The organism is Pseudomonas sp. R84 (assembly GCF_009834515.1).
Taxonomy (GTDB): Bacteria; Pseudomonadota; Gammaproteobacteria; order Pseudomonadales; family Pseudomonadaceae; genus Aquipseudomonas.
The window spans coordinates 2,008,997-2,024,926 of sequence record NZ_CP019426.1 but is presented as its reverse complement, the minus strand read 5'-3'; the positions used below and the strand labels follow the sequence as shown (position 1 = coordinate 2,024,926).

General features: G+C 57.5%; 12 protein-coding genes. 11 read left to right on the top strand and 1 reads right to left on the bottom strand.

From position 1 onward, the window contains the following. Nucleotides 1–116 precede the first annotated feature (116 nt). The 4 genes from PspR84_RS09150 to PspR84_RS09135 all read left to right on the top strand — a co-directional run bounded on the left by PspR84_RS09150 (nt 117) and on the right by PspR84_RS09135 (nt 7,796). Nucleotides 117–1,967 (top strand): hypothetical protein, encoded by a 1,851-nt coding sequence (locus tag PspR84_RS09150; RefSeq protein ID WP_160056988.1) that lies wholly within the window; start codon nt 117–119, stop codon nt 1,965–1,967. Between the two features lie 230 nt (nt 1,968–2,197). Then, nucleotides 2,198–3,928: a hypothetical protein gene (locus PspR84_RS09145; RefSeq protein WP_160056986.1), complete on the top strand. Its 1,731-nt coding sequence runs from the start codon at nt 2,198–2,200 to the stop codon at nt 3,926–3,928. Between the two features lie 93 nt (nt 3,929–4,021). Next, nucleotides 4,022–5,872 carry a hypothetical protein gene (locus PspR84_RS09140; protein WP_160056984.1) on the top strand — a complete coding sequence of 617 codons (1,851 nt, stop codon included), beginning with the start codon at nt 4,022–4,024 and terminating at the stop codon, nt 5,870–5,872. 49 nt (nt 5,873–5,921) lie between these two features. After that, nucleotides 5,922–7,796, top strand: coding sequence for a hypothetical protein (locus PspR84_RS09135; protein WP_160056982.1), 1,875 nt, complete (start codon nt 5,922–5,924; stop codon nt 7,794–7,796). A 166-nt stretch (nt 7,797–7,962) separates the two neighbouring features. Here the strand turns inward: PspR84_RS09135 and uraH are convergent, their stop codons facing one another. Next, complete coding sequence (gene uraH, locus PspR84_RS09130; protein WP_160056980.1) at nt 7,963–8,316, bottom strand: hydroxyisourate hydrolase; 354 nt, start codon at nt 8,314–8,316, stop codon at nt 7,963–7,965. A gap of 420 nt (nt 8,317–8,736) precedes the next feature. Between uraH and puuE the strand changes: the two genes are divergently transcribed. From puuE to PspR84_RS09095, 7 genes are all read left to right on the top strand, one after another. Beyond that, nucleotides 8,737–9,663: an allantoinase PuuE gene (gene puuE / locus PspR84_RS09125; RefSeq protein ID WP_034151757.1), complete on the top strand. Its 927-nt coding sequence runs from the start codon at nt 8,737–8,739 to the stop codon at nt 9,661–9,663. Beyond that, nucleotides 9,660–10,175 (top strand): 2-oxo-4-hydroxy-4-carboxy-5-ureidoimidazoline decarboxylase, encoded by a 516-nt coding sequence (gene uraD, locus PspR84_RS09120; protein ID WP_034151758.1) that lies wholly within the window; start codon nt 9,660–9,662, stop codon nt 10,173–10,175. The genes puuE and uraD overlap by 4 nt, the downstream gene beginning before the upstream one ends. Nucleotides 10,176–10,262: 87 nt before the next feature. Next, nucleotides 10,263–11,258: an allantoicase gene (gene alc / locus PspR84_RS09115; RefSeq protein ID WP_007913974.1), complete on the top strand. Its 996-nt coding sequence runs from the start codon at nt 10,263–10,265 to the stop codon at nt 11,256–11,258. Between the two features lie 147 nt (nt 11,259–11,405). Further along, entirely contained in the window at nt 11,406–11,909 is a 504-nt protein-coding gene (locus PspR84_RS09110; RefSeq protein ID WP_034151759.1) for an ureidoglycolate lyase, read from the top strand. Nucleotides 11,910–11,960: 51 nt separating this feature from the next. After that, complete coding sequence (locus tag PspR84_RS09105) at nt 11,961–13,274, top strand: urate hydroxylase PuuD (protein WP_160056978.1); 1,314 nt, start codon at nt 11,961–11,963, stop codon at nt 13,272–13,274. A gap of 166 nt (nt 13,275–13,440) precedes the next feature. After that, nucleotides 13,441–14,799 carry a nucleobase:cation symporter-2 family protein gene (locus PspR84_RS09100; RefSeq protein WP_160056976.1) on the top strand — a complete coding sequence of 453 codons (1,359 nt, stop codon included), beginning with the start codon at nt 13,441–13,443 and terminating at the stop codon, nt 14,797–14,799. A gap of 162 nt (nt 14,800–14,961) precedes the next feature. Continuing rightward, a complete protein-coding gene (locus PspR84_RS09095) occupies nt 14,962–15,747 on the top strand; it encodes an outer membrane protein OmpK (RefSeq protein ID WP_122843380.1) in 786 nt (261 codons plus the stop codon). Nucleotides 15,748–15,930 lie beyond the last annotated feature (183 nt).

Genomic DNA, 15,930 nt, shown 5'->3' with positions numbered 1-15,930 from the left:
CAAACTTCTCCATCGTTTTCCCGACCCGGATTTTCCGGGATGTAGACGAGTGCGCCTGAAAAATGCGGCGAGGCACTTGCGTGCGTTGCGCATCATCCCTCAACGAGTAATTTCACATGGCGAAACCACCCAAGAAAGTCCCAGTGACAGCAGCAGCCGATACGACTGTTACAACAAGACCTGCGCAGTCAGGCTCGGGTAGCCGGGTTACCACAAACCTACCTGATACCCCGCTGTCTGGCGTCGACTCAACCACGGGGTCACAGCCCCCCGGCACCTCCACCAATCGGCCGCCAGCCGTCATCGTCAATGAAATCCCCGATACCTACAGGGCCGCCCGTAGCGCAATCGCCTGGCCTCAGGATCGATTGCACGAACTGACGCCAAGCGGAGAAAACACCGGCTTGTTCACCGGGCCGGATCAGCGAATCTACGCGCAAATCGGCAACGAAGGCCGGTTCGTCGTCGAACGAGACTTGCAGGGCAACTACTACGTTCCACTGACTTTTGCGCCCGGAATTCCCGGCCCGGTACTGACCAGGATTGAAGGCCAGGCCAGTTGGCACATCCAGCGTCCCGGCTGGCAATCGACACAGACCCGGCCCGGTACGCCTGCCACGCCATTAACCCTCTCCTACCTGGCGCACGATGACGCAAAAACGCTGACCCGAGCAGAACTATCAACGGGTGGAATCCGTTACAACAAACTCAAACACACCTTCGTCGATACGGCAGAAGGCACGGTCATGGTGCGGAAAAACCAGCAAGGCGATTATCAACTGACCTCTGCAACGAGCAGAGACTTGCCTGATGTATTTTTTGAACAGATTCCCGGAACGGTGCTCTGGCGCTTGAAGAATCCAGGCTCGCCAACCATTGAAAATCCTGCTGCGAGCAGGTCTCGGCCGCTAGCCGAGGCGGACGAACCGCAACCCGGCCCGAGCAAACGCGCGCGGGTCGAAGAGCCTAAAGATCCAGTGCCATCGCCAACTTTCGAACCGCCCCCCCCAGCCGAGCAGACACCGTTCTTCTGGCTACCATGGGGCCATCTGAACAAACCCGTGCAGGTGGAATCCGTCCAGCTCGGCTGGTTTCATTATCCGATAGTGCCCATTGGCTCCAACCGCAACCCCAAAGTGTACTTTGTACAGCATCCTGACTTTACGCCAGCGGGCTTCGACACCTTTGAGCAAATGCTGCGTACAGCGCCCTCGCTGCAGCCTGTTGCAACATTTCGCATCGGCAACGACCCGGGAGAAATAAACCCCGGAAAGCGTTTTTTTGATGAACCGATATCCCGGTCAGTTGCCAATGCGTTCCCCGACTTTTCTGATGCCACTGCCTATACCGTCGCCAGAAAACTGTTTGAACTCGCCGACAACTCACCGGAGATTACCGGCACCGGACTGGTCAATATTCAGGCGGTCCTGCATCAGTGGAAGCAACGACCGTTTCCCACCGCCCCTGCGTATGCCGACCCGCTGAACATGCTGTCTGTGGCGCCGTCCATCGACTTCAACGGAAAAAAACTGATCCGGATGCCCTTCCAGGTCGACGGCGAACTGCAACGACTCACCTTCAATCCACAGCGCTTTCCCATCGAATGGAATCACTACAAAACCTACCCGACAGATCTGAACCTCAGACGCCTGCTCGGCGCCCTGTTGGTGCGCAGCGGCTACGACGTCTTTCCCCTGACTTATGAGCATCGCATGCCAACCCTGGTATTTCGGCGCGAGACCCATGACCAGATTTATTTCATGAAACTGGGTGCGGTGGAACATGTCGGCTTGTCCCACACGCCCGGCAATGAACTGGCAGAACCGAACTTGCCGGCGCGGATTGGCAACGAGGCGTTTGCTGCTCTGACAACCGCGACGATAGAAAACAAAGTGATCTGGCTCATCGGTGGAGTATTGAAGGTCGATTCCACTCCGGATTCGGTGTTCGTTATCAGAGAGCGCTGAGTTGTCTCTGACACTCGCACCGCGCCTGCCGGAGCGAGTGGCAATCCTCCAGACGTCTCGTAACACCGTGCAGCACTTGCCCTCATCACAATACATATATACCGCACGCCAAGGACTTCTTTTGCCGACCATGATCCCTTCGGAGTCACTGGCCAGGCGACCGCAAAGTGGCGACCTGAACATCTGCCCCTATGCAAACGACTGGATCAACCATCCAAAGGAGTCATTCAATGGCCAAGCCACCCAAGAAAATTCCGCGCACGCTTCCACCCGACTCACACGTGACATCAGTCGAACATTCAAACATTGCTCACGAGGCCAATACTGGTGAAAACGTTCATCCTGCTCCTGGCACCGCCAACGTGCCTGCCTTAGCCGAATCGTCATCTGCCAATGCCTTGCCGGCGGCACCGGAACCGCGCCCCACTGTCACTATCCATCACTTACCGCCTGAAGCTTCCCAACGCCCCTCAGTCATCGTCCACCACCTTCCTGAGGTTTCAACGCTTGCAAACGCCGCGGAGTGGGTCGCCCTGCACTTCAGCGAAAACCAGCAGGCCGCCGTGGCAAGTACCTCCACGAGAGAGCGAGCGCAGCACCCGGTCTTCATCAACGCCGAATCGGCAAGCCGACTGAAGTTGCAGCCAGACACCGAAGAAGGTTTTCGATACGACAAGCGCAAGAAAGCCTATGTCGAAATGCCCGGCGGTATGGTCATGGTGGGCAGAACCCCGGACGGCTGGCGACAGACTCACGCCGGGGAATCGACCCCTACGGGTGAGAGGGTTGAACAGATTCCCGGCACAAAGCTGTGGCGTGAAACCGACGTGACGCGACCCCGTCATCAAGCTGCGACCGATTCAGTGACCACCGAAACGACTGACGCCGTGCCCGGTCCGAGCAGGCCCCCGCGCCTCGACGAACATACCCATGTTGCAACGGACACAAGCACACTGGTCGAACATCTTTTCTCCCAACAGAACGTCGCGCTGGATCTTTCCGCAGGTCAGTGGAAAAACTGGGGAAGAGCCACAAAACCCGGCTCAGGCGAGTCAATTGAAATCGACGGGCAGCACTTCCAGATCGTTGCTCAAGGTTTACGCGCCGATACCGCACTAGTCTATTTGCAGCACCCCGGATTTTCACTGGACAGCTATGACGCTTTCGAAAACATGCTGCGTCATGAACCTTCGCGTCAGCCGAAATGGGCGCTGAAAATCCAGGGCCACTGGAAGGTTCTGGACAACCATGCACCGTTCGAAATGTCCGCCAGGCAATATGTTTCCACCGCTTATAACTATCTGTCGGAACAGTCGACCAGCAACGTCGCCAGAGCGGTATTCGATCGGGTCTCCCTGCCTGAGGGAGTAAACGCCCATGGACTTTCGGTGATGGCGCTGACCTTTCGCCACTGGGTAGATCGGGTGAATAACGAGCCACCGATGCACAACCTGTCGGACCCGTTGGTGATGCTGCCAAAACTGCCGACACCGCCCGGCCACCTGCCAAGCGGTGGCTTGCTGACCTTGCCTGCGTACAATTCAGCCGTGCTGCAGCGCCTGGATTTCGATCCACAACGATTCCCTCAGGAGTGGGCTCCTTACGCAGCGACGCCGACGCCAGGCAACCTGCGTGCATTACTGGTGAACGTGCTGCAACACAACGGTTACAGCATCAATCCGACCACGCGCAGACTCAGCGAAGGCGCATTGATTTTCCACCGTCCAGGCGTTGCTGCTGTATTCGTGTTGAAGCTGCCGCCCATCGCTGGAAACCAGGTTCCTCGCACCACTCCCGCTGGATCCGAACTTACCGATCCCGCCTATCTGACCAGACTCAGCACTGCGCAAAAACACAAGCTGGACAGCCATCTGGCCCATACCGAACTGATCTATCTGGTGGGTGGCATACAACATATTTCCCCTGACAACCCGACGCTGTTCATTGTGAGAGAGGGCTGAGCCTGCGCCGAACATCTGAGCGGCGCGTCCGCAACCGCCTGTGGACAAGCCACAGCCTGAGCACCCCACCTTTCCAATAGCGAGATTCACTTAATGGTCAAACCACCGAAGCGTGTGGCCGGGGTTACTGCGCCCGATTCACATCCCAATACCGGTAACACTTCCCACAGACTCCCGGGCGAAAGCCAGGCAAGCGCGGGTTCCTCCACAGGTCTGCCGGGCATCTCAATGGACCAGCCGTCGGTACAGGTCCACGAGATTCCTGCACCTCAATCACGGCTTGAAGCCGCGCTGCAATCAATCACCTGGCCTGCCGATCAAGTACATCTGCTACAACGTCTCGATCCAGACAGCGGACTGTTCACCAGTCCGGATGGCAAGTTGTATGCCCACGTGGAAAATGAAGGACACCTGCTGGTCGAGATTCAATACGATGGCCGTTACCAGATCCCCTTCAACTTCGCCCCGCACTTGCCTGGCCCCTTCCTGATCAAGACAGAGCGCCAGCCTGTCTGGACTTTCGAACGACCGAACTGGCTGGCACACAATACAGAAAGCGACAGGCGAAATGCTGCCGCCGAGGGTTTCCTGACGGAGCAACCGATCTACCTCGCCCCCGATGATGCAGCCCTGCTCTCTCCTCGCCTGCAAACACCGGATGGAATCCGCTACGACAAGCACCGCAAAACCTATATCGATACCACTGAAGGAACCGTCATGGTGCGTAAAAACGCCAACGGTGAGTATCAGCAAACCTCCGCGACCGTGCGCGATGCATCCGCATTATTGTTCGAACAGATTCCGGGGACGCGACTGTGGCGGCGCAAAACCGAGCAAACCGATTCTGTACCGGAGCGGTCGCCACAGGAAAAACGCAAAGCCTCAACCGATACACCGGAGCCCACGGCCGGCTCCAGCAAACGACTGCATCAGGAAGAAGGGACAGACGCCACCCACGCGCTGACCGAGAGTTTGCTGTCGGCCAATCCCGACGCAATCAACCTGAGTTTCGGGTTATGGCGAAACTGGGGACACAGTATTCGCCCACGATCAGGCCAGCATATCGAGATAGACGGTCAGTATTACCGAGTGATGCAACAGGACTTGAATGCCAACCCGCGACTGGTCTACCTGCAACATCCGTTATTCTCACCCGCCCTGTACGACACCTTCGAATACATGCTGCGGGATAACCCGTCGATGCAGCCGAAATGGGCGGTCAAACGAAACAACCAGTGGACGGTACTGGACAGCGTCGCGCCCTTTGAGATGCCGATCACTCAGTACATCTCCAGAACCTTCAAATATCTCTCGGATCAATCGGTCAACTCACTCGCCCGAGCCATGTTCAATCAGGCGAACCGATCCGAAATCATCGTTGCCCCCGGCTTGGCGCTGATGAATCTGGTGTTTCGTTACTGGGCCAACAGGGGTCAGCGCAGAGCGCCGCGTCGAGAACTGGCTGACCCGTTACTCATGTTGCGCCCTGTTTCCGGACCGGAAGAAACCCTGGCGATTCCCTCCTCACTGGGGGAGGGCTTGATGCGACTGGATTTTGATCCCGGACGCTTCTCTCGGCACTGGAACGAGTACGCCGCAGCGCCAACTGCGCCCAACTTGCGAAGGCTGTTCAGCCAGCTTCTGGCAGATGAAGGATACGTGCTGACCTCCTCGACAAGCACGTTTGCCGAGAACGAATTGCTGTTTCACCGCGAGAAAATCGATCACGTATTCGTGCTGAAACTGCCCCCTCTTATTAACGGGAAGTTGCAGCGATTTCAGCCTGAGCATTTTCAACGCAGTGAGGTCGTGGTGCAAACATCCAGCAGCGAACCAAAGCCACTGTCGGCTTACAGCAAAGAAAAAAAGATCAGCTACCTGCTCGGCGGAACCCAGACAGATGTTCTGGGGCAAACCACGCTGTTCATTTTCAAAGACCAATGATCGAGCAGCGCAGTGAGCACAAAAACATCAATCGCTTAGAGGCACTTCAATGACCAAACCTACAAAGACCACGGTTCGCCCTCCGTCGCCCGACAACTCAACTATCAACAGGTCTGAGGCTGGCAATGGCAGCCTGAAAAATACCGGTACTTCTGAGACTTTCGCGCCAGGTTCGAATCGACCGTCCGACACTTCCACTCCCCACACATCTGGCAGCGAAGTGGTTGGCGATCCACGTGTTGTGGTGAGTTACCTAACGGATCCGGTGCTCGCCGAAGCCAATGCCAGACTGGCGGAGATATCCCTGCCGGTATTACAAACCCATCTGCTGAAGCCACACAAATCCGTCGACGGCTTATTCGTGGCCCCGGGCGGTCAGATTTACGCGCATCTGGAAGACGGCCGTCATTACCGGGTTGAACTCAACACCGCCGGTGATTACCAGATTCCCTGGCCTGCAGCGCCAGGCGTTACGCCACCGATTCTGAAAAAAATCGACGGCCAGCCACGTTGGCGAGTCGAGGCACAGTGGTACACGGCTCAATCCAGGCAGAGAAATCTGTCAGCGCAGCAACGGACTGCCGAACTGCCACAAGAAATCATCCTTGTCGACCCGCACCTGGCGACCCTTCTCCCTGCCGCGCGCGAGTCCCTGGACGGCATCCGCAAAGGACCGCGCGGGAAAACCTATGTCGATATTGCCGACGGAACCATCCTGGTTCGCAGGAATGAACAAGGCGAATACAAACTGGCTTCTGCAACAACGATCAATGTGCCGGATATAACCTTCGAACAGATTCCGGGGCAATTCGTCTGGCGCCGTAAACTGAACACCGCTACAGATCCACAACCGGGCAGTTCCCGTGCCCTCACCCACTCGGAAAAACCCGGCCCGAGCCCAAGTAAACGCCCTCGACTGCCAGAAGACAGTGATCCTCTCAATCCCTTCGTACTCATGGGCATCAGTGAATTATGGAAAGGCTGGGGAACCACGACGAAACCGTCAGCCGGCGACTCCATCGAAATCGCCGGCAAGCACTTTGCGATACTTGACCAGCCGACTCACGCCGTTGACGCCTTTGCCTTCATCAAGCCCCCACTGTTTTCTGCTGCTCGTTTCGATGCTTTCGAACAGTTGCTGCTGACCAATCCTGAGTTACAACCCAGGGGTGCGGTGAAGTTGGCGGACAATACGGGGCACGGCGGTGAAGCATGGAGAATCATCGAGAGTCGGCCATTTGAAAAAAGCCTGACTCAATATGTCAGCGATCAGTTTCCCTACCTTTCCGATCACTCGGCAAGTAAAGCCGCACGGGAGATGTTCCACCGGGCCAGTCACTCCGACAAAATAACAGGGCCCGGGATCAGTGCATTGTTCGAGACTTTCAAGTACTGGGAAAACCGCTCTGTCTTCGTCGGCGATAACAGAGTCGTTCGCCAGGACTTGAGCGACCCGTTGATGCTCCTCTCGCCGCTTGCGGCCGACGTACATGGCTACATGCGTATGCCGCTACCGTCCACTGAAGGTCTGCAAAGAATCGACTTCAACCCGAAACTGCTCTCCGGTTCGCAACATCACAGGGGTGGCCGAACAACGCGAACACTTTTCAAAGATCTTCTTAGCGCACACGGCTACAACATTGCCCATGATTTTGGCGCCAACCTGGGGAATGCCTTGTTGATCAAGCGAACGGGGGTTGACCCTGTTTTCATCATGTTCATGGACAGGATTCAAAACAACACTGTTTTTCTCCCTGATCCCATTGCCTGGCTGAAAAAAAGAGTCTTTGTCGACAACATGGACACCCACATCAAAGATGACCTGATGGAGCATTTACACACGGACAGGATCATTTTTTTGCTGGGCACCAACGAGCCTCTTCCTACTCACGAACACAACCTTATCGTCACCCGACACAGCTGAATGCCCCTTACAGGAAGCGGAGCAACGCGCTCCGCAGTTCTCTGGAGCGTACGCAGGCAGATCGACACAAAATGCTGGAATAAAAAAAAGCCCGCAGTGTGGGCGGGCGAAAGACCAAAGAAGCTATATGCGCAGTCGCTTCCCGGTGGGGGCAGCTGCTTGGGGGTCAGCTGCCCCGGTACGTGGAATAGCTGTACGGCGAAATCAGCAATGGCACGTGGTAGTGATCCTGTTCGGCAGAGATGCCGAAGCGCAGCACGACCACGTCCAGAAATGCCGGCTCCGGCAACTGCACGCCACGAGCGCGGTAGTAATCGCCGGCGTGGAACTGAACCTGATAAACGCCGGTGCGATAATCATCGCCTTGCAGCAACGGTGCATCGACCCTGCCGTCGCTGTTGGTTATCGCACTGGCGACCAATTCCAGTTGCAAACCTTCAACGCGGTACAGCTCGACCTTGATCGAACTGCCCGGGCAACCGTGTGCAGCGTCCAAAACGTGTGTTGTCAAACGTCCCATTGATTCTGCGCGCCTGCCTGCATGGAGCAGTCAGACTTCGCGCCTCCCGAAGTCAGTTGAAAAGGAGACCGCACCGATTCGGAGCACGAAAAGCTGCGGCGAGCAATTGATTAAGACACTTTTCAAAAAAATTGTACACAATAAAAACGACATTTTTCATATCACCCCCGCCATTCGGGGGTTTCCTGCCGATGAGCCAGCGATACGCCTATTCATTGAACCTCCTATCCATTAGCTGACTGGTCAGGCAGGTTTCTTGCAGGCTCACGCCAATCGCAGTAAAAGATGACAGTCGGTGAGAAATGCGAAAATTCAGGCTTACAAATTGCGAATAAAGTTGTATACAATCAGCCCATCGCTGTGACGCCAGCCAGCCAGGCCGCCACACAAATCTGTCAACGAAAAAGAAGGAAGACTGCAGTGAGCGCTGACTACCCACGCGACCTGATCGGTTACGGCAGTAACCCTCCTCACCCACACTGGCCGGGCAATGCCCGCATCGCCCTGTCGTTCGTACTCAATTACGAAGAAGGCGGCGAGCGCAACATTCTGCACGGCGACAAAGAATCCGAAGCCTTCCTGTCTGAAATGGTTGCTGCTCAGCCGCTGCAAGGCGCGCGCAACATGAGCATGGAATCGCTTTACGAGTATGGCAGCCGTGCCGGCGTCTGGCGGATCCTGAAACTGTTCAAGGAATTCGACATTCCGCTGACCATCTTCGCTGTCGCCATGGCCGCCCAGCGCCACCCGGACGTGATCCGCGCGATGGTCGATGCCGGCCACGAAATCTGCAGCCACGGCTACCGCTGGATCGACTATCAGTACATGGACGAAGCGCAGGAACGCGAGCACATGCTCGAAGCGATCCGCATCCTCACCGAAATCACCGGCGAGCGCCCACTGGGCTGGTACACCGGCCGCACCGGCCCGAACACCCGTCGTCTGGTCATGGAAGAAGGTGGTTTCCTCTACGACTGCGACACCTACGACGATGACCTGCCCTACTGGGAACCAAACAACCCGACCGGCAAGCCGCATCTGGTGATCCCGTACACCCTCGACACCAACGACATGCGCTTCACGCAAGTGCAGGGTTTCAACAAGGGTGACGACTTTTTCGAATACCTCAAAGACGCGTTCGACGTGCTCTACGCCGAAGGTGCCGAAGCGCCGAAGATGCTCTCGATCGGTCTGCACTGCCGTCTGATCGGCCGTCCGGGTCGCATCGCTTCGCTCAAACGCTTTATCGAATACGCCAAAAGTCATGAACAGGTGTGGTTCAGCCGTCGCGTCGACATCGCGCGTCACTGGCACGAAACCCAGCCGTACCAAGGGGCCGCCAAATGAGCCGCTTTCAAACCCTGCAACCGTCGAGCCTGAGCCGCGACGCTTTCGTCAACGCTTTCGCCGACATCTACGAACATTCGCCATGGGTAGCCGAGAAGGCCTACGACCTGGGCGCGGACGCTTCGATCGACGAGATCGAAACCCTGCACCAGCGCATGAGCGACATCCTGTTGAGCGCCGATCACGCCAGTCAGCTGGCCCTGATCAACGCTCACCCGGACCTGGCCGGCAAAGCCGCCGTCCAGGGCCAACTGACCGAAGCCAGCACCAATGAACAAGCTGGCGCCGGTATTCACCAATGCACGGCCGAAGAGTTCCAGCGCTTCACCGAGCTGAACGACGCCTACAAAGCCAAGTTCAAGTTTCCCTTCATCATGGCGGTAAAAGGCAGCAACCGGCATCAGATCCTCGCGGCGTTCGAAACGCGCATTCACAACTCGCAAGATACCGAGTTCAAATGCGCGCTGGCGGAGATCAACAAGATCGCCCTGTTCCGTTTACTGACCCTATAGCGAGCCTGACCCGAGTACATCAAACGCGGAGAGTACCCAGGGTCTCGCAAGCATCCCCAGCCACTTATTTAAAGGCAGACAAGAAGAATGAAAGCTTACGCCGTACCTTTCGAAAAATTCGTCAACCTGGCCGATGCCCGTCTGGGCACCAAAATCATCTCGGTCACCGATGACTGGTTCGCAGACGCCAATCGTCTGTTCCAACCGACCCCGGCCGTATGGAAGGAGGGCGTGTTCGATGACAACGGCAAGTGGATGGACGGCTGGGAATCGCGCCGCAAGCGCTTCGAAGGCTTCGACAGCGCAGTGATCCGTCTGGGCGTACCGGGCTCGATCAAAGGCGTGGACATCGACACTTCATTCTTCACCGGCAACTTCCCGCCATCGGCCTCTCTGGAAGCGTGCTTCCTGGCCTCGGGCGAGCCTGATGAAAACACTCAGTGGACTGAAGTGCTGTCGGCCGTCGAGCTGCAGGGCAACAGCCACCACTACCACGAAATCAGCAACGACCAAGCGTTCAGCCACCTGCGCTTCAACATCTACCCGGACGGCGGTGTCGCCCGTCTGCGCGTGTACGGCATCCCGTTCCGCGACTGGTCGGCGGTTGGCGACAACGAGCAAGTCGATCTGGCAGCAGCCCTCAATGGTGGCCGCGCCCTCGCCTGCTCCGACGAACACTTCGGCCGCATGAGCAACATCCTCAACCCGGGCCGTGGCATCAACATGGGCGACGGCTGGGAAACTGCACGTCGTCGCACGCCAGGCAATGACTGGGTAATCGTCGCGCTGGGTCACCCGGGCGAGATCGAGAAGATCGTCGTCGACACCCTGCACTTCAAAGGCAACTACCCGGACACTTGCTCGATCCAGGGCGCGTTCGTGAAAGGCGGTACTGACAGCCAGATCGAAACCCAGTCGCTGTTCTGGCGCGAACTGCTGCCAAGCCAGAAGCTGGAAATGCACGCCGAACACACCTTCGTCGAGCAGATCAAAGCGCTGGGCCCGATCACCCACATCCGTCTGAACGTGTTCCCGGATGGTGGTGTGAGTCGCCTGCGCGTTCTCGGCAAGGTCGCGAAGTAATGCTGAGCCTGTAGGAGCTGCCGCAGGCTGCGATCTTTTGATCTTAAAAACAAAGTCAAAAGATCGCAGGCTTCGCCAGTTCCTACAGGGATCGCGCAAGACGCACTGACAAGTTGAACAACACAGAATTCGGATAAGAAGAACAGCATGCGCACACTAACGATTGAACCGCTGAGCAAAGAAGCCTTCGCCCCTTTCGGTGACGTCATCGAAACCGACGGCAGCGATCACTTCATGATCAACAACGGTTCGACCATGCGCTTCCACAAACTGGCGACGGTCGAAACCGCTCAGCCTGAGGACAACGCGATCATCAGCATCTTCCGCGCCGACGCGCAGGACATGCCCCTGACCGTTTGCATGCTGGAACGCCACCCGCTGGGCAGCCAGGCTTTCATTCCGCTGCTCGGCAACCCCTTTCTGATCGTGGTCGCGCCAGTTGGCGATGAACCTGTATCAGGCTTGGTCCGCGCCTTCGTCACCAACGGCAGGCAGGGCATTAATTACCATCGCGGCGTTTGGCACCATCCGGTGCTGACGATCGAAAAGCGGGATGACTTCCTGGTGGTTGATCGCAGTGGCACAGGCAACAACTGCGATGAGCATTTTTTCAAAGAGGATGAGCGTTTGATCCTCGCCCCCCACCAATAAGAGAAGGTCTGATCACTCGACAACAAGAGTGACAGGCGAGAGGTAAAGACTGTGGAAGCACATCTGTTGGAATGGCTGAACCTGAGCGTGCGCTGGGTTCACATGATTACTGGCGTGGCCTGGATCGGCGCGTCGTTCTACTTCGTCTGGCTGGAGAACAACCTCAACCGCGTCAACCCGAAAACCGGCCTGGCCGGTGACCTGTGGGCGATCCACGGTGGCGGTATCTATCACCTCGAAAAATACAAACTGGCCCCGCCGGCGATGCCGGAAAACCTGCACTGGTTCAAATGGGAAGCCTACTTCACCTGGATGTCGGGTATCGCGCTGCTGTGCGTGGTGTTCTACTCCAATCCAACGCTCTACCTGCTGGCTCCGGGCAGCACACTGAGCGGCCCTGAAGGTGTGGCCATCGGTATCGGCTCGCTGTTTATCGGCTGGTTCATCTACTCCTTCCTCTGTGATTCGGCCCTGGGCAAACGCCCTGCTCTGCTCGGCTTCATTCTGTTCGTGCTGATCATCGGCGCGGCGTATGGCTTCAGCAAAGTGTTCAGCGGTCGTGGCGCGTACCTGCACGTCGGCGCGATTATCGGCACCATCATGGTCGGCAACGTGTTCCGCATCATCATGCCGGCGCAACGCGCACTGGTCGCGGCGATTGCCGAGAACCGTACGCCGGATCCGGCGCTGCCAGCCAAAGGCTTGCTGCGTTCGCGTCACAACAACTACTTCACCCTACCGGTGCTGTTCATCATGATCAGCAACCACTTCCCGAGCACCTATGGCAGCCAGTACAACTGGTTGATCCTGGCCGGGATCGCGGTGTTGGCGGTGTTGGTGCGTCACTACTTCAACACCCGTCATGACAGCCACAAGTTTGCCTGGACCCTGCCGGTTGCGGCGGTGGGCATGATCAGTCTGGCGTACGTCACCGGCCCGATGCCGATGTCGACCGCTCCGGAAGTGGCCAAGGCGCCAGCGAAAATCGAATACCAACCGCTGCCGGAAACGGCACTGGGCGGTGGCGCGAAACCAGCTGAAGCGGCGGCACCTGCTGCACCCGCAGAGGCACCTGCAGCACCGGCACAGGCGTCGAATGCTGGCCCGGGTTTCGACAAAGTGCACACAGTGATCCAGGAACGCTGCGCGGTTTGCCATTCGGCCAAACCAACCAGCCCGTTGTTCAGCGCGGCGCCTGCCGGTGTGATGTTCGACACTCCAGAGCAGATCCGTCAGAACGCGGCGCGCATCCAGGCGCAAGCCATCACCACGCAGATCATGCCACTGGGCAACATCACGCAGATGACCCAGCAGGAACGTGACCTGATCGGTGCATGGATTGCCCAGGGAGCACAGACCAACTAAGCAACAAAGCTTCGCGAGCAGGCTCGCTCCCACAGAGATCGCGCATTTCCTGTGGGAGCGAGCCTGCTCGCGAATCGCCATAACGCGGTTTACCTGATGTAAAGAAACAGCTGTGAGCAACCCGGCAGCTGTTCAATCACAAGAATAAAAAGATCCGAGGTGTTGCATGTCCGAGCTGTCCAAAGCGCGCATCCCCGACGCACCCGCCATTCAGCGATTGCCCCTTTTGCAACTGATCCTGGTCGGTTTGCAACATGTTCTGCTGATGTACGGTGGTGCCATCGCGGTGCCGCTGATCATTGGACAGGCCGCTGGCCTGAGTCGTGAAGAAATAGCCTTCCTGATCAACGCCGATCTGCTGGTCGCCGGCATCGCTACCATTGTGCAGTCCATGGGCATCGGCCCGATGGGCATTCGCATGCCGGTGATGATGGGCGCCAGTTTTGCTGCAGTCGGCAGCATGGTCGCCATGGCCGGCATGCCCGGCATCGGCCTGCAAGGCATCTTCGGTGCAACGATCGCCGCCGGTTTCTTCGGCATGCTCATCGCGCCGTTCATGTCCAAGGTCGTGCGCTTTTTCCCGCCGCTGGTGACCGGCACGGTCATCACCTCGATCGGTTTGTCGCTGTTCCCCGTGGCCGTGAACTGGGCCGGTGGCGGTGCCGCCGCCGCACAATTCGGCTCACCGATTTATCTGGCCATCGCCGCGCTGGTGTTGGGCACCATTCTGTTGATCCACCGCTTTATGCGCGGTTTCTGGGTCAACATCTCAGTACTGATCGGCATGTGCTTCGGCTACCTGCTGTGCGGCGCGATCGGTATGGTGGATCTGAGCGGCATGGCCAACGCGCCATGGGTTCAGTTCGTCACCCCGCTGCATTTCGGCATGCCGAAATTCGAACTCGCGCCGATCCTGTCGATGTGTCTGGTGGTGGTGATCATCTTCGTCGAGTCCACCGGGATGTTCCTCGCGCTAGGTAAAATCACCGGCCAGGAAGTCTGCCCACGCATGCTGCGTCGCGGCTTGCTGTGTGATGCCGGCGCCTCGTTTGTGGCGGGTTTCTTCAACACGTTTACCCACTCCTCTTTCGCGCAGAACATCGGTCTGGTGCAGATGACCGGTGTGCGCTGCCGCTCGGTGACCATCGTTGCTGGTGGCTTGCTGATCGTGTTGAGCCTGCTGCCGAAAGCGGCGTTTCTGGTGGCGTCGATTCCACCGGCGGTACTCGGCGGCGCAGCGATTGCGATGTTCGGCATGGTCGCGGCGACCGGCATCAAGATTCTCCAGGAAGCCGACATCGGTGACCGCCGCAACCAGTTGCTGGTCGCGGTGAGCATCGGCATGGGCTTGATCCCGGTAGTGCGTCCGGAGTTCTTCGCGCATCTGCCACTGTGGATGAGCCCGATTACTCACAGTGGCATCGCCATGGCAACGCTCAGTGCGCTGACGCTGAACCTGCTGTTCAACATTCTCGGCGGCAAAGAGCGCGCAGCGATCAACGACTGCCATGCGCACCAGCATTAACTGAAAAACGCTATCCCCCTGTAGGAGTGAGCCTGCTCGCGATGTCGTTATCAGATTCAACAGATTCGTTGACTGATTCACCGCTATCGCGAGCAGGCTCACTCCTACAAGGGCGCGCAACAGCTCTGCGCCTCAAACAATAAAAACAAGAGGGAGCAACAGATGATTCGCACGCAAACCAGCGTTCTGTTGAGTGGCGGCCTGCTGGCCGCGAGTCAGGCCATGGCCGGCGATTTACTGCTGTGGCAGACCAACAGCCTGAGCTACCTGTACGGCAAGAATTTTGCGATCAACCCGTCGATCCAACAGACGCTGACCTTCGAGCACGCCGACAAGTGGAAGTACGGCGACAACTTCCTGTTCGTCGACAAGATCTTCTACAACGGCAAGGAAGACGCGAACAAAGGCCCGCACGCGTTCTACGGTGAATTCACCCCGCGTTTCTCGTTCGGCAAGATCTTCGACCAGAAGCTCGAGTTCGGCCCGATCAAAGACGTGCTGCTGGCGATGACTTACGAATATGGCGAAGGCGACAGCGAGGCCTATCTGATCGGCCCCGGCTTCGACCTCAAGGTGCCCGGCTTCAACTACGTCACCCTGAACATTTTCCGCCGCCAGACCGAAGGCCCACGCCCCGGCGACGGCGTCTGGCAGATCACCCCCGGCTGGTCCTACAGCTTTCCTTTAGGCAATTCCGATGTGCTGATCGACGGCTACCTCGATTGGGTGGTCGACAACGATGAGAACTCGCGCGGCACCTACCACGCCAACCTGCACATCAATCCGCAGATCAAATATGACCTCGGCAAAGCCTTGGGCTGGAGCCACAAGCAACTGTATGTCGGCACCGAATACAGTTACTGGAAAAATAAATACGGCGTCGAAAATACGCACAACTTCGACACCAATCAGAACACCGCCAGCCTGCTGGTCAAGGTGCACTTTTAAGATGGCCCGCAACCGTGCCCCATGCCTGTCGTCGGTGCTCTGTTGCGGGGCACTTGAGACCTGGCCGTTGAGTCAGTATTCTCCGCGGCCTCATGAATTCGGTCTAAAAAAAAGCCCGGATTTAATTCCTGACCGAAAAGCCAACTTATCCCGGCCCCGGTCAGTACCGAGGCATCCCGAAAA

Coding starts and splice junctions, on each gene's coding strand:
- PspR84_RS09100 (WP_160056976.1), top strand. CDS start 13,441: ATGTCCGAGCTGTCCAAAGCGCGCATCCCCGACGCACCCGCCATTCAG.
- alc (WP_007913974.1), top strand. CDS start 10,263: ATGAAAGCTTACGCCGTACCTTTCGAAAAATTCGTCAACCTGGCCGAT.
- uraH (WP_160056980.1), bottom strand. CDS start 8,316: ATGGGACGTTTGACAACACACGTTTTGGACGCTGCACACGGTTGCCCG.
- PspR84_RS09095 (WP_122843380.1), top strand. CDS start 14,962: ATGATTCGCACGCAAACCAGCGTTCTGTTGAGTGGCGGCCTGCTGGCC.
- uraD (WP_034151758.1), top strand. CDS start 9,660: ATGAGCCGCTTTCAAACCCTGCAACCGTCGAGCCTGAGCCGCGACGCT.
- PspR84_RS09110 (WP_034151759.1), top strand. CDS start 11,406: ATGCGCACACTAACGATTGAACCGCTGAGCAAAGAAGCCTTCGCCCCT.
- PspR84_RS09150 (WP_160056988.1), top strand. CDS start 117: ATGGCGAAACCACCCAAGAAAGTCCCAGTGACAGCAGCAGCCGATACG.
- PspR84_RS09135 (WP_160056982.1), top strand. CDS start 5,922: ATGACCAAACCTACAAAGACCACGGTTCGCCCTCCGTCGCCCGACAAC.
- PspR84_RS09140 (WP_160056984.1), top strand. CDS start 4,022: ATGGTCAAACCACCGAAGCGTGTGGCCGGGGTTACTGCGCCCGATTCA.
- PspR84_RS09145 (WP_160056986.1), top strand. CDS start 2,198: ATGGCCAAGCCACCCAAGAAAATTCCGCGCACGCTTCCACCCGACTCA.